This window comes from Pseudoalteromonas sp. SCSIO 43101 (genome assembly GCF_023650775.1).
Lineage (GTDB): Bacteria > Pseudomonadota > Gammaproteobacteria > Enterobacterales > Alteromonadaceae > Pseudoalteromonas > Pseudoalteromonas apostichopi.
Window position 1 is genome coordinate 599,107 of the sequence record NZ_CP072674.1, and the last position, 19,104, is coordinate 618,210.

Here is a 19,104-nt window from a genome sequence, read left to right on the forward strand (position 1 = left end):
TTATACACTATTTGATGCAAACTAAACTAAGTTCTTGTTTAAGAGACCATAAGTTTGCAAACAGCCTGTCCTAGCTGCGATCTTGTTATAGAGATCCCACACTTAAGTGCAAAACAAGTGGCATTATGCCCACATTGCAATACAAAGCTTTCGGCGTCGCAAGCTAATCAAGATAGCATGGTTGTCGCACTGAGTTTAAGTGCTATCGTTATGCTCTTTAGTAGTATGTTTTATCCATTTCTATCTTTTACAAGTAGCGGTATTACCCAAACAATCACCTTACCCGATGCCGCACGAATACTCTTTAATTACGACAACGACTTTTTAGGTTTGTTCATTGACACAAGTATTATCGGTCTGCCCCTACTTTTATTGGTACTAATAATTCCTCTGCATTTAGGTTTACTAAAAGCGCTACCATACCAATGGGGAAAAAGAATATTAAAAATTACCTTTGCGTTAGAACCTTGGATCATGTCGGAAATTTTTTTAATAGGCGTAATGGTGAGCATGGTCAAAATTATGTCGATGGCCGATATCGAGTTTGGTGTGAGCTTTTGGGCTTACAGTGCTTTTGTAATTTGCTATGTAGCGGTTACAGCAAAATTAAATAAACACTCTTTGTGGCACCAACTAAAAGAGCCTGACTATATAGAACAAACACAACCGAATATGCGTGCAATTGATCAAGGTTTAAGAGCTTGTCATGTATGTGGACAGCTATGTGCAACAAAAACTTGTTCACGCTGCCACTCTAAAACATACAGCCGTAACCCATTTAGTGTGCAAAAAGCTGCAGCTTGGTTAATTACCTCAGTCGCCTGTTATATACCAGCCAATGTCTACCCAATTATGTATACAACGAGTCTTGGCGATGAGATGCCATCGACTATTATTGGTGGGGTTATGATTTTATGGAATAGTGGATCTTACCCTATCGCGATGATTATCTTTTTAGCGAGTGTAGTTGTCCCTCTAGCAAAAGCGCTTATTTTAAGTTTTTTGTGTTTTATGGTTATGAGGCCGGCAAACAGGCAAACAAAAAGTTATACACGCATATATCAATTGACTGAATTTATTGGCAAATGGTCAATGATCGATGTATTTGTTGTGGCGATTCTAGTAGCCTTAGTACAACTAGGAAACCTAATGTCGGTCACCCCTGGCATTGGCACAATCTTTTTTACTACCATGGTTATTTGCCAAATGTTGGCAGCCCATGCATTTGATCCACGTTTATTGTGGGATAACCCAGATAATTTAAGTACTGCGAAACAAGAGACCTTGGCATGAGCGAAACTGCTAAAATAAAAACAGCGCCAAATATATCAGCAATCTGGATCATACCAGTTATTGCCTTATTAATTGGCGCATGGATGTTGTACCAGTATCAAGCGAATAAAGGCACCACCATCTTTATAAAAATGCCACATGCAGAAGGGATTGTGGCTGGTAAGACAGAAATAAAAGTGCGTAGCGTGAAGATTGGCCAAATTGACCATGTACGTTTGTCTGATAAACAAAATAGTGTAATAGCACGTGCACAAATTGATAAACATTATGACAACCTACTCACAGATGATGCAAAAATTTGGGTTGTAAAACCACGTATTGATGATACCGGTATAAGCGGAATGAGTACCTTACTGTCAGGGGTGTATTTAGAATTTGCACCCGGAGAGAGTAAAAGACTTGCCGAAAGTTTTGAACTTCAGGATGAACCAGCATTAATTGGTAAAGATGTTAAAGGTGGACGCTTTACACTGCTTAGCTATAACGCAGAGGTGCTTGATGTCAGCACTGGCATTTACTTCAAAGATTATAAAATTGGTCAAATAGAAACAGCAACCTTTGATTGGAAAAACCAAGCGATGAAATATGGTATTTTCATCAAGGAGCCTTATCAAAATTTGATCACCTTAAATTCCATATTTTGGGTTAACTCAGGCATTGAAATAGACCTGTCGGCTGATGGTATTAATGTAAATACTGGCTCATTAAGCAAACTACTAAAAGGGGGAATTTCAGTTGGTATTCCTGAACAACAAGCACCCGGTGAAGTTGCCAGTAATGGCCATAGTTTTTCATTAAGTAATAGTTATAAAGCTGCTCTTGAGGAACGTTTTTATGATTTTGACTATTACTTAATAGACTTTGAACAATCAATTCGTGGCTTACGCCCAGGCGCCCCCGTTGAATACCGAGGTATGCGCATCGGTAGTGTGGTCGAAGCACCTGCAAGTGTAATCATAGATGGTAAACCTGCGCACTTTAGAACCGATAACACCGCAGTACCTGCCCTTGTGAAAATTGAATATGGTCGCCTATACCACGACAGCACTGCAGCGCGTGAGTTTTGGCATTCAAGTTTAGATGGCTGGATCAAGAGCGGCCTTCGTGCCTCGCTGAAACCAGGTAATTTATTGACCGGAGCTGTGTATGTCGACTTAGACATATATGATAACGCAGAACCCGCCGAATTAAAGACCATAGCTGAGTACACAGTATTCCCTAGTGTGTCGAGCGGCATAACAGTATTAGCCGACCAAGTATCTGATGTATTGAATAAAGTTAATAACCTTAAAATTGAAGATAGCTTAGCGCAAATGCAGACCACATTTGCCGAGTATCAAGCACTTGCTCAAGACATGAGAGAGCTACTAAATAAACAAGATACTCAAGACTTACCGGGTGATATTAATCGCAACTTTGCAGAAATGACAAAAAGCATGCAACAATTCGATAAAACCATGAAACAATTTGAAAAAACCATGGCAAGCTACGAGCAAGGTTCAACATTCCACCAGCAGTTGCAAACAACATTGTCTGAATTTAAACGTTTAAGTGAAGAGCTCCAACCGCTCACTCGTGGCTTAAACCAGCAACCTAATATGTTGATTTTTGATAAAGAGCTACCAGCAGATCCAACGCCGAGGAAACAATAATGAACTATAAACTCTGTGCTTCAATTGCATCAGTGCTATTACTATCGGCCTGCAGCCAAACTTCGTTTTCAACTATTGAGTATTATCAATTTTCGCAACCAATAGTTGCAATGCAACGCTTAGCTGAGAACACTCAAGCTCAACTAAGAATTAACACGGTACAATTACGCGGTGCGCTAAATAATCGTGGTATTGCTATGGTATTAGATAACAACAGAGTGAACGCTGCTAACTATCACCTATGGAGTGAATCACCTGATTTAATGTTAACTGCAAGTGCCCATCAACAACTTTACACTGAACTTAATAATTGGATGGTAATAAAAGGTTTACCTGTAATTACTGATTTAGATCAGCAAAGCTTTTATGAATTAGAATTTGAACTACATCACTTTAACGGTGATGAGAAAGGTAATGCCAACATTGCTGGGCTTTGGCGCTTGTACTATACAACGCCAGACACGGGCCGAAAATTAAAAGCTGTAAACTATTTTAATGAGCTTACGCCTTTAAAAGAGAGTGACTACGAAGGACTTGTTGCCACACTTGAATCTTCTTGGCTTAAAGTCAACAAACAAGTAGCAAGCGACATTTCAAAGCTTGCTCTTTAATAAAAGTTTTAGTGGCTGATTGTCTTCGTTAATGATGACATCACCGATATACTCAAAACCAAGTTTTTGTAAAACTTTCTGCGAACCAATATTTGTTTGCGAGGTGATTGCTGTAAGTATACCAAACTCTAATACATGCTTTTTAGCCAGCAATAACTTTGCAGCTGATGTTGTTATACCCTTGCCTTCATACTTGGCTAGCAGTGCAAATCCTAAATCAGGAATAGCTAACGCATCTCGCTGAAAGAGACCCACCATGCCAACAGGTGTACCATCAGATAAACATACTATGTAACTACCAAACCCAAATTGCTGGTGGCTGTTAACAAAGTTTTGTTGAATATAATGTTCAGCTTGTGCTGGAGTATTTATATTTTTATTGCCGATATGCTCTAAAAATGTTGCTTGATTTAATAGCTCAACAATAAAGGTGGCATCATCTGGATGCCCTGCCCTTAAATATATATCTAACACTTGTTAAAACACCTTACTGACGACTTCATGAGTAAAATTAAGGCAATCAAGCACTCGCTCTTTTTGAACTGTTGAAAGCTCATCAATAGGGAAATAACGATACTCAGTATGCTCATTGCTTAACATTATCTCAGCATCATCATCCATATAAGCACGAAAAATAAACACATGAGAGTTGAACACAGTGTGATAATAGACACCACTTAAATAACCTATTTCAACGTCGCAATTAAGTTCTTCTTGGCATTCGCGCAGTAGCGCTTGATGAATGGTTTCGCCTTTATCTAAAGCTCCGCCAGGTAGCCCCCAACTTTTTTGACCATAGTTAGCTTTTAGTAACAACACCTGACCTTGACTATTGGTGATAACTGCATGACTACTGAGCCTGTAAGTATCTGAAAAAGCCATAAACTCTTTGCTCAATTATAATAACTATGTGACATAATTGATGAGTGTAAAGTAATTATCCCCACAATAAAAATTCTTATTGACTAAAATTATATTCAGGATTATTTTCCATGCGATGTTTTGGGCAAAACAAAAGCAGTATACCCTCTATATTGTCTGGCGCCAGCCAACGCAGGCACTTCCCCTAACGGGTCCATAAAGTGTGTTCGCGTAAAGCAGTTACTTGAGTCTATAGACTTTTGATTTCTGTAAGCAATCTCGCATTGCTTAACTGTGTGAAAAATATAATGCAAGAACCTTCTGCGTTAAGTTTACTGCCACCAGTAGTTGTGGTTGTTTTGGCCGTATTTTTACGCCGCCCTATTTTATCTTTACTTATTGGTGCTTTGTTTGGTTTAGCCATGCTAGGGCCTGATGCTGTGCTATCTAATTTTGCTGATATATCATTAAAAGTAATGCAAGACGAAACCATTGCCTGGCTTATTCTTGTTTGTGGTGGCTTTGGCGCTTTAATTGCTTTACTGGTAAGAACTGGTGGAGCCAGTGCATTCGCCGAATTTGCGTTAAAGTTTGCCAAAGGTCAGCGTTCATCTTTGCTTATGACATTTGTGTTAGGCGTGATTATTTTTATCGATGATTACCTAAATGCATTAACAGTGGGTGAAACCATGAAGCGTATCACCGACAAGTTTAAAATAAGTCGCGAAATGCTCGCTTATGTTGTTGACTCAACAGCGGCACCTATCTGTGTGCTTATGCCACTATCAACATGGGCGGTATTTTTTGGTGGCCTATTAGTCGATAACAATGTCGCACCTGAAGGCCAAGGTATTGCCGTTTACATCCAAGCTATTCCTTATATGTTATATGCTTGGTTTGCAGTAATTATTGTATTACTGGTCAGCTTAAATGTAATACCGGCTTTTGGTCCGATGAAGAAAGCACAACTCTGTGCCATAAACAATCAAATCGAAATTTCAAATAACCAATACACAGATATTCAAACAGCTGATGAATATGCTGTAAAAGCAGCAGAAGAAAACTTTGAAACAGCAGCATCGAACGGCAAGCTATATAATTTTCTAGTTCCAATTATATTACTTGTCGCTTTTACCGTTTACTTCGACATTGATGTATACAAAGGATTACTCGCGACCTTTGCTGTGGTACTACCATTTTATATATTACAAAAGTTGATGACATTGTCAGAACTTATTGAGCGTATGTTGGATGGCTTTAAAAGTATGATCCCCGCTATAGGGACTGTAGTTGCAGCTTTTATATTTAAAGATGTGTGTGATCAATTAATGCTTCCGCAATATGTGATCAATACCTTAAGCCCTTACATGACCGCACAATACTTGCCTGCAGTGGTATTTTTAGCAATGGCAGTACTTGCCTTCGCAACGGGTTCTAGCTGGGGTATTTTCGCAGTAACGATCCCTATTGTGATGCCACTTTCTTACGCTATTGATGCCAATATTCCTTTAGTAATTGGCGCTTTATTGTCAGCATCGTCGTTTGGTAGTCAAGCGTGCTTCTATTCTGATTCCACAGTTCTTGCAGCACAAGGCTCTGGTTGTGATTTAGTCAGCCACGCTATTACGCAACTTCCTTACACCTTACTAGCAGCAACAGCTGCGTTTATTGGATTTTTACTTATTGCATAATAGAAAAGCCCAAGCAATTGCTTGGGCTTTTGTTTATCAACTATTAAGTTACTTTTGGAATTTAATTCCTTTGTAGTAAGTCTCTAAACTGTCGACTTTAGTTTGGTTTTTAAGATCTGCGAATGGTTTATCAGCAAACTTACTACCACGCATTTGAATGTTCAAACGCGGAGCTTGATCATTTAGCATGGTTTTCTTGTAGTAGTCTTTAAGATCTGCCAAGGTTACGTTTTCAACTTCGGCGATAAGCTTTTCCTTAGAATCAAACTTAAAGTTCTCACGGTACCAATCAGAAATCAGCGGTGACATTTCATCACTTAGGTTCTTAGGTTGCTCTTTTAAAGATACAAGAGTTGCATTTTTAAGTTGTGCAAATGTTTCTTCTGTCATGTTATCAAGCTCTACAGCATATTGCTTCTTAAACTCATCAAAACGCGCTTGCATTTCTTTAGGGCCTTTCACTGGTGTTTGGATATAAAGGCCTAAAGCAGAATAATCTTCAATAGGACGAGCTAAAGCACCAACTGCATAAGCAAGTTGTTCTTCTGTTCGTAACTTATCGAACGCAACGGTTCTAAAGTGACTTTGTAAGATTTGCGCTTGCGCTTTTTGTTTATAGCCAGGAGTTGGGTGAACAACCATATCAATGATAGCCACATCAGCTACATCGATATCTTTTTGCAGCACAATGCGCTCACCAGGTTGAGGTAACCATGCTTTGCTTCTGGCAAACTCCGTTGCTTTATGACCTTTAGGCAGAATAGCTGTTAGCTTACTAGCAATAGATTCAACGTCATTTTGGTTATAATTACCAAACGTGAATACGCGTAAATCATTTGCAGCAAGAGTTGATTGCTTGATAGCAGCAAAATCTGCAAGAGTTAGCGCATCTGCCGCTGCAATCAAGGTTTCAGTATCAAATTTACCGCTACGAGTAAGCTTCGAGTACTCACCAAATGCTTGATAGAAAGGGAACTGCTTTTGCTGATTTAGTAAATCACGCTTAAAACGATCGATAGCTTGTGCAAAGCCTTCTTTAGACACATCTAACGTTAGATTTTCAAGAGCCTGAGCTAGAAGCACATCTTGCTTATCTGTAAAGCCACTAAGCGATAGCACAAGGCCATTACTTGGTTGTAACCCTAAACTCATACCGGCAACTGCTGCTTCTGTACTTAATTTACTTTGTTGTAAGTTATAAAGATCAGCCCAAATTGAGTAAAGAACTTGCGATTTTACATTCACAAGGGCATCTGGCGTATTGATGTAAACTTCTACAAGGCCTTTTGGTTGCTCAGCAAACTGCTGACTAGCTTGACGCCAAACTTTAACACCTTGCTTATCAAATACCAGTTCAGGGTGCGCTTGTTGTTTAAATTCAGCAGTCTTAATTGAAAAGCTTTCTGGTAATAAGCGGTTTACTGTTGGTAATGCTAAAGCGTATTCGCTTGGTTTGTTCCAACTTGCAACTTCTGCATCACTGATGTCTTCTATACGATATTTACCATCATAGAAATGTAGCTGTGAATCTGTTTCTTCTTGCTTTGAAATATACCAAATACGTAAAGTATCTTCATTTAATTGCGAAAGTACATTTTGCACCGCATCTGCATCAAACTGAGCATAATAGTAAGGTGCGTTTATTGCGTTGTTCACAGGGAACTTTTGCATGCTATCAGTAAGGTTACTCACATAACCAAACTCATCACCTTTTTCGAGGAATTGAAATTCGTTATTTAGAGAGGTACGAATTTCATTAAAGTATTTGCTATCAACCCCCTGCTCTTTAATAAGCGCAATGTACTGCATAACCATAGCAACAATTTCTTCGCGGTTTTGCATGCCAGCATCAGTCAATTCAATATTAACAGTTAAGCTGCCGTAGTTACCATATTGTGTTGGTGCATCTGAAGCAGATAAACGTGATACCCAGCCTTTATCACGCAAAATTTGTGCAGGACTACCTTGCATTTCGTTACTTAAAAGGTAAGAAACAAAACGATTTGGTTTTACCGCAAATTGTGAACTGTTATCTGCAATTGTGAACTCTAACTGTAGCTGTTTTACATCTTCATTTGGTGAGTAGTAAACACGCTTTCCGCCAGCAACAGAAAAGTCTAACTTATCAGTCACAGTTGGTTTTTCGATGTTTTTATTTTCAATATCAGCAAAATACTGTTTAGCTTTTGCTTCCATTTCAGCCAGTGGACGATTTGAGATCATCGCCACTTTCATAATGTTCGATGAATAATATTTGTTATAGAAAGCAACGGTTTCTTTATGTAAATTGCTGCCTTCTTTATCTCCTAAGGTTTCTAGGTTACCAATCAAGAAGCGGTTTGCAGGATGTGAGCCCATCATTTGACGTGCCAGTTTAAACTGACCAAAAAAGTCCATTTCACGACGCATTGACCACTCAGCGTTTACCGCATTTTTTTCTTTGTCTGTGTATTCAGGGTAAAGCTTTGGTGATTTAAAGAAATCTGCAAAGCGGTCAAGTGCTTCGTCGTAGGCATCGTTATTAACTTTGAACATGTAGTTTGTGATATCTAACCAGGTGTAAGCATTATGTGCACCACCATTTTTAGTCATAAAATCACTGTAACCTTTAGTGTCTGGGTAACGATCTGTACCAAGGAACAACATGTGCTCTAGATAATGAGCCATACCTTGTTGCGACATAGGGTCGTGCAATAAACCAACACCAACACTAAGTGCAGCAGCTGACTTCTCAGCACTTGGATCTGAAATTAGAATTACATCAATTTCGTTATCGAGTTTTAATGTTTTATATTCGCGGGTGTCGTTTGGACTGATTACCAACGAATCAGGAATAAGGTTAGTATTAGCAGCAGGAGGCGTTGTGGTAGAAGTAGAAGAACAACCTGCTAGCACTGCAAATGCGATTGCACTAAGTCCTATTATTTTTTTCATTATTTTGTATCCATTAGAAATTGAATAAATTTTTATTTATCATGTGTTTTCGAGCGCCGCAATTCAATGCTTTTCAGCTAAGTTACAGCAAAACTTTGTAACACATTGTGAAAATGCAGTACTTACGGTTAAGATTAATAGCAATAACTATAACAAAGGATGAGCTATGGAAAAGTGGCTAATTGTAGCAATGTTCACTCAGGTCTTTCTGACTTTTACTGTGATGTACATTATGGGTAAACGTCGTTTTCGTGCAGCAAAACAAAAAACTATTGAAATGAAAGACTTCTTAACAATGGAACTTGAAAAGGCTGGGGATAACGTTCGCGTAGCAGATCGTAACTTTATTAATCAATTCGAAATGCCTGTGCTGTTTTTTATTGCGTGTTTAACAGCCCTGCAAGTAAATGCTGTGGGCACTGTTTTTGTTGCACTTGCTTGGGTTTATGTTGCATTAAGAATTATTCATAGCGTAATACACTTAACATCAAATACCTTAAAATCCCGCTATTATAGTTTCGTTGTCAGTAGCTTTATTATGCTAATAATGTGGGTTCTAATTTTAGTAAGAATCTTCTAATAATCAGGAACATCAAAAAATAAGGCGCTTTTTAGCGCCTTATATATACCCAAACCACCTCAAGATGCAGAATTCAGCGTTTCACAGGAGCTTAATATCAAGGCGTTACTTTGCAAGAATGGCATCCCCTTTTAAGAAGTAACAACGATGAGAGAAAGTGCCTGTGAAGCGCCCAAAGGGTTGGTTTAAAAGCGATTTATACTGCGTTATTGATTTTAACAATAGAACCACTATTACTTGCAATCAATGCCTTGCCTAAATCGCTTTTAATTCCAACTGAAACTCGCATCTTGAGGTGGTTTGGGTATACTTTGTTGGTTGGAATTATTTACGACGAGTAAAACCTGCTAGGGCCAATAAAGATAACATCCACGCAAGACTACCACCGGAACTACTTCCGCCGTTATCAGATGAATTATCTTGATCAATTAATGTATTTTCTTTTGGTGATAAAGAAGCAGAAGAATTAGGATCATCATCAACCACAGTGACGCTATTTATATAAAATAAGTTCTCACCATTAAAACCTGATGTTGTAGTTGGGCACTGATCTTCATTTAAATTTACGACAGGAATTTCGCCGCAGTGGACTAAAGATGTAATTTGTTCTAAAACATCTATGCTTGTTACAGTAACTTCACCAAACACTGTAAAGCCGCCGTTTTGCAGGTCTAGATTAGCACTGTTATCTTTTAAGTTAAAAAACCACTGACTTGTCGCACTATTAGCATTGCCACCAATTTTGGCCATTGCAATAGTACCTTTAACATTCGATAGTTCAGGCTCGTTCATAATAGAGTCTTTGGTTTCAATTTCTGTAAAATCAGTTTCAAATTTAAAGCCACCACCTTGTAAAACAAAATTATCAACTGAACGGTGGATTACCGTACCATCATAGCTACCGTCAGCCACATAATTTAAAAAGTTTTCAACGGTAACAGGCGTATGTTGGTCATAAAGGTGAACAGTAATACTGCCAAGATCAGTCTGCATTTCTACAATTGTAGCATTGGCAGAGAAACAGCTTGTTAATAGTGCTGTTGCAAGTAAGTGTTTTTTCATTGTTTATCTTTCCTGATAATTTTTATTATAAAACTGCTTGAAGCTTAAACAAAAATAATATGCGCTTAAATAGCAAACAAAATAGTTACACAAAACACGCCAAAGCAATTACAACTCAGTTACATTTATTCACACGATGTATTCATTTTGGTTATAAAAAGTTTGAACATTAAATCAAAATCGTCTTATCAAATAGACAGAGTTTGTTAGTATTTGCACGACAACAATGAACACACAGGAAATAACCATGGCGAATGAAGAGAACGCGATATGCGATTTTGGCCTACACCAAGGTGAGCCATACAGTAAGTTACCAGCTAGTTTTTTAAACTGGATGGTAGGCAATAATCATCAGAAATCACACTACGCAGAACAAGAACTACAACGCCGTCAACTTGCCGCAACAGGGCAACTGAATATAGAAAATGACAATAAAAGTTTATAAAAGACATTTAATTTAAACTTAAGTCGTTTAAACTATGCGCATAATTAACCTACTGCTTTAATCAGGCAAACAATTATGCGCTTTTTTTTACTAATATCGCTACTGGTTACCTTAACCGCGTGTAGCTCATCCTCTAACAATACAAATTCAGTACAATATTTAACTCTGCTTCATACTAATGATAACCATGGTCGCTTTTGGCACAATGAACAAGGCGAGTATGGCATGGCAGCTCGTAAAACGTTGATCGATCGACTAAGAGCCAATGCTAAAGCACAAGGACATGCCGTATTACTTCTTTCTGGAGGAGATATCAACACAGGCATTCCAGAGTCTGACTTACAACACGCAGAGCCAGATTTTAAGGGTATGTCTTTAATAGGTTATGATGCCATGGCAATTGGTAATCATGAGTTTGATAATCCATTAACTGTACTTGAACAACAGCAACAGTGGTCAAACTTTCCATTTTTATCTGCCAACATTATTGATAAGAAAACAGGTGAGCCACGCTACCAAGCTTACGAAATCTTTGAGAAAAACGGTCTTAAAATAGCAGTCATCGGCTTAACAACAACAGATACAGCTAAAATCGGTAACCCGCAATATATTGGTAGCCTTGACTTTAAAGGGCCTGTGACAGTAACAGCCAATCTAGTTCCTAAAATCAAAGCTAAATATAACCCTGATATTACGATTGCAGTGACACACATGGGTCACTATGTTGATGCAAACTTTGGTATTAATGCGCCGGGTGATGTAACAATGGCCCGTAACTTACCCGAAGGCATGCTTGATATTATTGTTGGCGGCCATTCACAAGAGCCTGTTTGTATGAAAGAGGCCAATGTGGCAGACGAGAGCTTCATGCCTGGGAAAGCTTGTAAGCCAGATCAACAAAATGGTACTTGGATTATGCAAGCTCATGAATGGGGTAAATATGTTGGTAAAGCCGAGTTTAAATTAGAAAATGATGAATTAACACTGCTTAATTACGAACTGATCCCAGTAAATCTTTATATCGATGATGAGAATGGTAATAAAAAACTTGCTGCTGATTACATCGAACCTAACAAAGGATTACAAGATGTACTCGCGGTTTATCAGAAAAAAGGCGCAGCTCAAATTGCAGGTAAGATAGGTTCTGTTGATGCAAAGCTAGAAGGTGATCGTAACAAAGTACGCTACGAGCAAGTAAACTTAGCTCGCGTAATTATTGCAGCACAAATGCAATCAGTCGGAGCTGACTTTGGCTTGATCAGCGGCGGCGGTATTCGTGATAGTATTCAGGCAGGCGATGTCAGTTATAAAGATATTTTAAAAGTACATCCTTTTAAAAACCGTATCACTTATATTGATATGACAGGCCAAGAGTTATTCGATTACTTGTCGGTTGTCACTTCTTTCCCACCTGATTCTGGTGCCTACTTACAATACTATAAATTAAGCTTTAAGCGCGATGACGACACATTATCTAATGTTAAAATTGCCGGCAAACCGCTTGATATGGCAAAAACATATCGTATGAGTATTAACAGCTATAACGCCTCGGGCGGTGATGGCTACCCTACTCTTACAAATAAAGAAGGCTATGTTAGCACTGATGATACGGATGCACAGGCACTAAAACGTTTCTTTGAACAAAATAGTCCTGTTAAAGCGGCTGATTACGCGCCTAAGTAACAATAAACATCTTGTAAATAATATCTCTATGTTAAAAGGGAAGTCAGTGACTTCCCTTTTTAGTTTACAATAAGATTAAATTACTTACCTATGACCTCGATGTCCGCAATCTCAATTGTTTTCAATCCATAATGATGTAACCGAGAACGCGAACCTTCACCATGGGCTTTTGGCGGATAATAGGTTTCTTTTATCTCAAGCTGATCTTGCCAAACTTCATCAAGGGCTGCTCGAATTTCACTTAAGGTTTTTTCTAAACTGTTAGTAAAGTTTGGTCTTTTTCTAATAGTATGCCCAAGTTCGACTAACCGGTAAAAATACTTGTTAGCAAGCGTCAGTAATTCTTCTGGAACATCTTTATTCTGATTGAGCACTACATCCGGGTGCTCTATACAAAACTCAACCAAAGCTAGATAGAAGCACAGTGGTTTATTAGCAAGTGCAACGGTTTTATCAATAGCACAACTTGCTGCCAAGGTTTTATTTTGCAGATCGACTATTAATCTTGGCTTTTCTTCAGCTTGAAGCTCAATTTCCGGTTCATGTTTTGCTATTTGAATCTTAGTACGCTCACTAATAAATAATAAGTAAGTTAAAGCCGCTGAAATTAAACATACAAGAATTAATACTGCGATATCGTTTTTAGAAAATAAAGAGGATGTCACAACAAAGCTAACCGATAAGGTTTTTTGTGGGGCATGTAATTGCTTGGTAATTAAGTCAGCACGCGCAGGGTAATCCGTTATACCCTCGATCGAATAGACCATCACTCCTGAGTCTGCCAGCTGTGCATTAAGTCGTGCTATATAATTAAGTACCATATCTTTACTACCTGAATGCTTTAAAAAATCATCAGGTAAATTTAAATGGTTCAAGTCAAGAGCAATACGGTTTTCAACTTTAGCTAGGGTCAATTCATCATTACTTGTTGTCTGGTAGGCTTTTGCAGCAATAAAAGCAGCAAAAAATACCATGCAACAGGTAAGAAACACTGCGCTATATGCAAGTTTAATTCTAGTTGGTAGCATTGCTATCCCCTAGTTTAGCTGTCTGCTGTGAATCACAGCTCCAAAATGACTCTACATGATTAAAATAATGAGAATTCTGATTGTGAGCCAACTGTGTAAGGCGTGCTTGAACTGCACATAAAAGATCCGTGTTCTCGTCTTGCATTTTTAAATACCAACGACTTCCGCTTATATTATCGCGTATTGGTGTGATGTAATTTTTAGAAAAGCGTTGTTGATCGCTGTCTTGCCAATAAGAAGAAATTAAATCGACTTTACCACTGGCAAGCAATTCTCTTAATTCCGTATGCGAACTAGCATAATTAATATTTAGGTTTTCTAAGTTTATATCCAGTTTTTTAAATAATTGTTTGGGCAAAATGTGGCCTGAACGGCTGGTTGGATAGTCAAGCAAACCTATGCGTTTATCTAAAAAGTAGCTTTTTTCAATTCTTGGCTTTTCTTTACTAGAAATTAAATACGCTGTGTAATCAGGAAACCCGACAACAGCTTGGTAGTTATAGGTTGACTCGGCCATAAAGGCGTTAATTAAGTTTTCTTTAGCAAGGATCAGATCTGCAATCCCTTTACCTAAAAACTCAATAGTGTCTGAGGTTTTATAGCCCCAATAAGATGTTACCTTACCATATTGTTTACTGATAGTATCGTCAGAACATAAGGTTTTAGCGACGTCCTCAGCCAGCACTTTGCCAGATGAGTACACAACTAACTCATTTAGATTAACATCTGATTTGGTATCACATTGGAAAGACGTTTCAATAAATGCATTGATATCAGAAACAGCCGGTTTACCCTGCAAAATTCCAATATAAAAAAACAAAATCAATGATAGAAACAAAAATGTAACAATCGACGATTTTTTTATTAGTATTGTTCTTAAATTCAATTTTAATAGCCAACAACGCTCCGTTGTCTCTATTTGAACAATTATTCTTACTCATTGCAATAGGTAACTTTACTTGAATAAATTAACCCATTGAAATATAAGATATATGAACAAGAAATTATGAATCTTATTGAGTCCTTTCTATTTGCTTTTAAATTCAGGAAAATACTCACCAAGAAATCGTGCTTCATGGCACATTCATTTTTGGACACTGAGTCAATGTTACAAAAAACAATAAAAATGTTGCTGTTATCGACACCTGTTATTTCAGCAGTGTTAAGTACCCCAGTTAATGCATGGGGTCAGAATGGTCACCGTATTGTTGGTGAAATTGCATCTAAGCATATTACTGATACGACTAAACAAGCATTAGTTCCATTACTTGATGGTGAATCATTACCTCAAATTGCGACTTGGGCTGATGAAATGCGATCTGCCCCAGAGAGTTTTTGGCAAAAGAAATCCTCGCGCTGGCATTACATTAATTTCAAAGAAGGCAATGCCAAACCTCATTACGACTCACACTCTCATCACAATAAAGAAACCGTGTCAGATATCCTAGAAGGCATGGAATATTCAATTTCTGTATTAAAAAATCAAAAAGCTTCATTAGCTGAAAAGCAATTTGCACTGCGCTTTTTGGTTCACCTAGTTGGTGACAGCCACCAACCTTTTCACGCAGGTCGCGCTGAAGATCGTGGTGGCAACAATATTTCTGTAACATTCTTCGGGCAAGATACCAATTTGCATAGTTTATGGGACTCAAAACTCATCGAGAATGAAAATTTGTCCTATACTGAGTTTGCGCAATTTATAAATACAACAAATCAAGCGTTAATAACGGACTACCTTGCCAGTTCACCTAGCGATTGGTTAATCGAATCAAATAATATTGCAAACTCTCTGTATAATGAAAATGAAACAAACGTAAGTTATAGTTATATCTATAAAAACTTACCGATTGTTAAAACTCGCCTACAACAAGGTGGCATAAGATTAGCTGGTTTATTAAATAATTTATTTGATAAATCGGCAAAACCGTTAGTAAAGGCGCTCAAGATGCCAACTGACAGCAAACTATAAATGAAACATAACCTCTAACACGGGAAATAACATAATGAAAATCCAACTCCGCAAAACAGCTCTATCACTTGCTATTGCAGCATGTGTTGGTGTGAGTGGTGCAGCGTTAGCAAATGAAACAACATCTGCTATCAAGGGTCAAATCAAAGGTCCTAGCGGCAACCCTGCTGCAGGCACTAAGATTACAATCGTTCACTTACCTTCAGGTTCAACTAAAGAAACTGAAACGAACGATGCGGGTTACTTCACAGCAAAAGGCCTACGTGTAGGTGGTCCTTACCGCGTTGTTGTAGATTCTGACGTTTTCGCAGATCAAACATTCAACAACATCAACCTACAAGTGGGTGCTGACTACCCAGTTAATGTTACGTTAGAGAGACAATCTGATGTAGAACAAATCGTAGTTACAGGTCGTCCTATCAGCCGTATGTCTGGTGGCACAGGTCCAGCTGCAACGTTCACACTTGAAGATTTAGAAAACCAACCAGCTATCAACCGTGACCTAAAAGATATCATTCGTATCGACCCACGTGTAACAATCGATGATAGCCGCGGTTCAATCAACTGTGGTGGTGGTAACCCACGCTTTAACAGCTTAACGCTAGACGGCGTTCGTATGAACGATAACTTCGGCTTAAGCTCAAACGGTTACCCAACTATCGGCGCTCCTTTCTCTTTTGATTCAATCGAGCAGGTTGCTGTTGAGCTTGCACCTTTTGATGTTCAATACGGTGGTTTCACATCATGTAACATCAACGCTGTTACTAAATCTGGTGGTAATGAAGTACACGGTGGTGTTTTCTTCGATTACACAAATGATTCAATGAAAGGCGACAAAATTGAAGGTGAAGACTACGACAACGGTGATTACACTGAAAAACGTTACGGCTTCAACGTTGGTTTACCACTAATTAAAGATAACCTTTTCTTATTCACATCTTATGAAAAAGTTGAAGGTGTTAAACAATACGAGTACGGCGGTTTAAATACAGGTAGTGTTTCAGCAGCAGATGTTGCACGTGTACAACAAATCGCTCAAGACGTTTACGGTTATGATGCAGGTGGCATGCCATCAAGCGCACCAGTTGAAGATGAAAAAATCTTTGTTAAACTTGACTGGAACATCAATGATGATCACCGTGCAAACTTAATCTATAACTACAATGACGCTTTCACGCTATCTCAATCAGATGCATACAGCGATACAGTAGCTCTAGATAATCACTTCTTCAAGCAAGGTGCTGAGTTCACATCACTTGTCGGTTCACTTTACTCAGATTGGTCAGATAGCTTCTCAACTGAAGTTCGTATTGGTAAATCTGAGCTAGATGCAACAGTACAATCTTTAGATGCAGCAAGTAGCTTCGGTGAAATGCAAATTGATGCTGCTGGTGGTGGTACTATCTACATTGGTCCAGATGACTCTCGTCAATCAAATGACCTAGATTACGAAACAACGACTGTAAAACTTGCGGGTACATACTACCTTGATCAACACACGATTACTGGTGGTTACGAGTACGAAAACCTAGACGTATTTAACCAGTTCGTTCAGCACACTCAAGGTGAGTGGCGTTTTGATTCTGTAGATGATTTTGAAGCGGGTCAAGCTGCTCGTATCTACTATAACAATGCTGCGGGTACAAATAATCCAACTGATGCTGCTGCAAGTTTCTCTTATGCTCAGCATACATTCTATGTGCAAGATGAGTACAGCTTCACAGATTTAGATGCTACATTAACGTTTGGTCTTCGTTACGACAAATACACAAGTGACGATAAACCTAACTACAATGAGAACTTTACAAACCGCTACGGTTTCAGCAACCAAGGTACATTCGACGGCATCGACTTAATTCAACCACGTGTTGGTTTTGAATGGTACGCAACGGATGCATTAGAAGTTCGTGCTGGTGTTGGCCTGTTCTCTGGTGGTAACCCGAACGTTTGGTTATCTAACTCATACTCAAACGACGGTATCACTAACATTGGTACTTACCGTGAAGATGTTGATTTATTTAATACACCAACAGTAAATGGTGGTACACCAGGTTACGAAGTTCCTCAAGAAATGTATGATGAAGTTGCTAATACAACAATTGGCGCAGGTGATTCTTCAGTAAATGCTGTTGACCCAGATTTCGAAATGCCATCAGAGTGGAAATACTCAGTAGGTGCAACATACACAACTGAAGATGAGTATGTATTCTCACTAGATTACTTATTCACTAAACGTAAAGATGCTGCAATTTTAAAAGATATCGCTTTACAAGATTCTGGCAACACAACATTTGACGGTCGTCCAATTCTTGAGTCTAAAGAAGGTCGTAGCGGTGATTTAGTACTTACTAATGTAAGTGGTAACAGCGGTGAGTCTCATATCATTTCTGCTGCAATGAGCAAACGTTTTGATAACGGTATCAGCGTACAACTTGCTTATGCTTACACTGATTCAACTGACGTAAACCCAATGACTAGCTCTGTAGCGAGCTCAAACTACGGTAACATGGCGACATACGATCCGACTAACCCAGGTGCGCACACATCTGATTACGAGATCCCACATCGCTTTACTATGACATTAGGTTACACAACTGAGCTGTTCGATGGTTACAACACACGTTTCAACCTATTCAGCGAAACATACAAAGGTCTTCCTTACAGCTATACATATAATGGTAGTGACAAAGTTTGGGGTGATAGCAACTCAAACCGCAGCCGTCAGTTAATGTATATCCCTGAAGTGAATGACCCTAATGTTGTTTACGACATGACTGCTGATGAGGTTAATGAGTTCAACGAGTGGATTTCTGCTCAAGGCCTTGAACGCGGTGAAATCGTTGGCCGTAACAGCCAAAATGCTGATTGGTTCACTAAAGTTAACTTCAAGATGACTCAAGAGTTACCTGGTTTCATGCCTGGTCACAAAGGTGAAGTGTTCTTCGTTATCGATAACTTAACAAACATGTTAAATGATGACTGGGGCGTACTTAAGAAAGGTAACTTCGTTGGTAACCGTATGATCAAAACATCAATCGATGACCAAGGTCGTTACGTATACTCTGACTTCAGCCCTAACAATGGTAAAACTGCAACTCAAAGCGGTGCATCAGTTTGGGAAATGCGTGTAGGTGTTCGTTACACATTCTAATAACGAGTTAACCTTGTTATAAAGCAAAAGCCCGCCCCTACTGGCGGGCTTTTTACGTTTTGGAGAAAGTTAGCTGTTGCAAGTTACGAGAGTAAAGCTACTAGGGGAAAGTTAACAAGAGTAAAGTTAGAAAGTTACTAGTAG

The 19,104-nt window shown here is 38.7% G+C and carries 15 protein-coding genes; 9 read left to right on the plus strand and 6 right to left on the minus strand.

Annotated elements, in window-relative coordinates; translation table 11 throughout:
• The first annotated feature begins 54 nt into the window (after window positions 1–54).
• The 3 genes from J8Z25_RS19715 to J8Z25_RS19725 are packed head-to-tail and all read left to right on the plus strand — an operon-like array spanning window position 55 to window position 3,556.
• A complete protein-coding gene (locus tag J8Z25_RS19715; protein WP_130052407.1) occupies window positions 55–1,293 on the plus strand; it encodes a PqiA/YebS family transporter subunit in 1,239 nt (412 codons plus the stop codon).
• Window positions 1,290–2,945 carry an intermembrane transport protein PqiB gene (gene pqiB, locus J8Z25_RS19720; protein ID WP_130052408.1) on the plus strand — a complete coding sequence of 552 codons (1,656 nt, stop codon included), beginning with the start codon at window positions 1,290–1,292 and terminating at the stop codon, window positions 2,943–2,945. The genes J8Z25_RS19715 and pqiB overlap by 4 nt, the downstream gene beginning before the upstream one ends.
• Window positions 2,945–3,556, plus strand: a complete 612-nt coding sequence (locus J8Z25_RS19725) for a PqiC family protein (protein WP_250662114.1) — start codon at window positions 2,945–2,947, stop codon at window positions 3,554–3,556. Before pqiB ends, J8Z25_RS19725 begins: the two co-directional genes overlap by 1 nt.
• Here J8Z25_RS19725 and J8Z25_RS19730 read toward each other — a convergent pair.
• Both J8Z25_RS19730 and J8Z25_RS19735 read right to left on the minus strand, forming a co-directional pair.
• Window positions 3,539–4,030 (minus strand): GNAT family N-acetyltransferase, encoded by a 492-nt coding sequence (locus tag J8Z25_RS19730; RefSeq protein ID WP_130052410.1) that lies wholly within the window; start codon window positions 4,028–4,030, stop codon window positions 3,539–3,541. The two genes, J8Z25_RS19725 and J8Z25_RS19730, sit on opposite strands and share 18 nt — an antisense overlap.
• Window positions 4,031–4,033: 3 nt before the next feature.
• Window positions 4,034–4,438 (minus strand): NUDIX hydrolase, encoded by a 405-nt coding sequence (locus J8Z25_RS19735; protein ID WP_130052411.1) that lies wholly within the window; start codon window positions 4,436–4,438, stop codon window positions 4,034–4,036.
• A 287-nt stretch (window positions 4,439–4,725) separates the two neighbouring features.
• On the opposite strand from J8Z25_RS19735, the gene J8Z25_RS19740 reads away from it, so the two are divergent.
• Window positions 4,726–6,108: a Na+/H+ antiporter NhaC family protein gene (locus J8Z25_RS19740; RefSeq protein ID WP_250662115.1), complete on the plus strand. Its 1,383-nt coding sequence runs from the start codon at window positions 4,726–4,728 to the stop codon at window positions 6,106–6,108.
• Window positions 6,109–6,156: 48 nt separating this feature from the next.
• Here J8Z25_RS19740 and J8Z25_RS19745 read toward each other — a convergent pair whose 3' ends face one another.
• Window positions 6,157–9,042, minus strand: a complete 2,886-nt coding sequence (locus J8Z25_RS19745) for an insulinase family protein (protein WP_250662116.1) — start codon at window positions 9,040–9,042, stop codon at window positions 6,157–6,159.
• Between the two features lie 166 nt (window positions 9,043–9,208).
• Here J8Z25_RS19745 and J8Z25_RS19750 point away from each other — a divergent pair, with 166 nt between their 5' ends.
• Window positions 9,209–9,622, plus strand: a complete 414-nt coding sequence (locus tag J8Z25_RS19750; RefSeq protein WP_250662117.1) for an MAPEG family protein — start codon at window positions 9,209–9,211, stop codon at window positions 9,620–9,622.
• 324 nt (window positions 9,623–9,946) lie between these two features.
• Here the strand turns inward: J8Z25_RS19750 and J8Z25_RS19755 are convergent, their stop codons facing one another.
• On the minus strand, window positions 9,947–10,684 hold the full coding sequence (locus J8Z25_RS19755) for a peptidylprolyl isomerase (protein WP_250662118.1): 738 nt from the start codon (window positions 10,682–10,684) through the stop codon (window positions 9,947–9,949).
• Window positions 10,685–10,931: 247 nt separating this feature from the next.
• Here J8Z25_RS19755 and J8Z25_RS19760 point away from each other — a divergent pair, with 247 nt between their 5' ends.
• A complete protein-coding gene (locus tag J8Z25_RS19760; RefSeq protein WP_130052416.1) occupies window positions 10,932–11,129 on the plus strand; it encodes a hypothetical protein in 198 nt (65 codons plus the stop codon).
• A 75-nt stretch (window positions 11,130–11,204) separates the two neighbouring features.
• Complete coding sequence (gene ushA / locus J8Z25_RS19765) at window positions 11,205–12,812, plus strand: bifunctional UDP-sugar hydrolase/5'-nucleotidase UshA (protein ID WP_130052417.1); 1,608 nt, start codon at window positions 11,205–11,207, stop codon at window positions 12,810–12,812.
• Between the two features lie 80 nt (window positions 12,813–12,892).
• Here ushA and J8Z25_RS19770 read toward each other — a convergent pair whose 3' ends face one another.
• Both J8Z25_RS19770 and J8Z25_RS19775 read right to left on the minus strand, forming a co-directional pair.
• On the minus strand, window positions 12,893–13,786 hold the full coding sequence (locus J8Z25_RS19770; RefSeq protein WP_250662119.1) for a hypothetical protein: 894 nt from the start codon (window positions 13,784–13,786) through the stop codon (window positions 12,893–12,895).
• Window positions 13,787–13,826: 40 nt separating this feature from the next.
• Complete coding sequence (locus J8Z25_RS19775; RefSeq protein ID WP_167657284.1) at window positions 13,827–14,726, minus strand: type 2 periplasmic-binding domain-containing protein; 900 nt, start codon at window positions 14,724–14,726, stop codon at window positions 13,827–13,829.
• A gap of 219 nt (window positions 14,727–14,945) precedes the next feature.
• On the opposite strand from J8Z25_RS19775, the gene J8Z25_RS19780 reads away from it, so the two are divergent.
• Entirely contained in the window at window positions 14,946–15,809 is an 864-nt protein-coding gene (locus J8Z25_RS19780; protein WP_130052420.1) for a S1/P1 nuclease, read from the plus strand.
• Window positions 15,810–15,843: 34 nt separating this feature from the next.
• Window positions 15,844–18,960, plus strand: coding sequence for a TonB-dependent receptor (locus tag J8Z25_RS19785; protein WP_250662120.1), 3,117 nt, complete (start codon window positions 15,844–15,846; stop codon window positions 18,958–18,960).
• The last annotated feature ends 144 nt before the right edge of the window (window positions 18,961–19,104 follow it).

What these genes read in the sequence shown, in the direction of transcription:
- pqiB (WP_130052408.1), top strand. Translation starts at nt 1,290, where the DNA reads ATGAGCGAAACTGCTAAAATAAAAACAGCGCCAAATATATCAGCAATC.
- J8Z25_RS19725 (WP_250662114.1), top strand. Translation starts at nt 2,945, where the DNA reads ATGAACTATAAACTCTGTGCTTCAATTGCATCAGTGCTATTACTATCG.
- J8Z25_RS19735 (WP_130052411.1), bottom strand. Translation starts at nt 4,438, where the DNA reads ATGGCTTTTTCAGATACTTACAGGCTCAGTAGTCATGCAGTTATCACC.
- J8Z25_RS19740 (WP_250662115.1), top strand. Translation starts at nt 4,726, where the DNA reads ATGCAAGAACCTTCTGCGTTAAGTTTACTGCCACCAGTAGTTGTGGTT.
- J8Z25_RS19745 (WP_250662116.1), bottom strand. Translation starts at nt 9,042, where the DNA reads ATGAAAAAAATAATAGGACTTAGTGCAATCGCATTTGCAGTGCTAGCA.
- J8Z25_RS19750 (WP_250662117.1), top strand. Translation starts at nt 9,209, where the DNA reads ATGGAAAAGTGGCTAATTGTAGCAATGTTCACTCAGGTCTTTCTGACT.
- J8Z25_RS19755 (WP_250662118.1), bottom strand. Translation starts at nt 10,684, where the DNA reads ATGAAAAAACACTTACTTGCAACAGCACTATTAACAAGCTGTTTCTCT.
- J8Z25_RS19760 (WP_130052416.1), top strand. Translation starts at nt 10,932, where the DNA reads ATGGCGAATGAAGAGAACGCGATATGCGATTTTGGCCTACACCAAGGT.
- ushA (WP_130052417.1), top strand. Translation starts at nt 11,205, where the DNA reads ATGCGCTTTTTTTTACTAATATCGCTACTGGTTACCTTAACCGCGTGT.
- J8Z25_RS19770 (WP_250662119.1), bottom strand. Translation starts at nt 13,786, where the DNA reads ATGGTATTTTTTGCTGCTTTTATTGCTGCAAAAGCCTACCAGACAACA.
- J8Z25_RS19780 (WP_130052420.1), top strand. Translation starts at nt 14,946, where the DNA reads ATGTTACAAAAAACAATAAAAATGTTGCTGTTATCGACACCTGTTATT.
- J8Z25_RS19785 (WP_250662120.1), top strand. Translation starts at nt 15,844, where the DNA reads ATGAAAATCCAACTCCGCAAAACAGCTCTATCACTTGCTATTGCAGCA.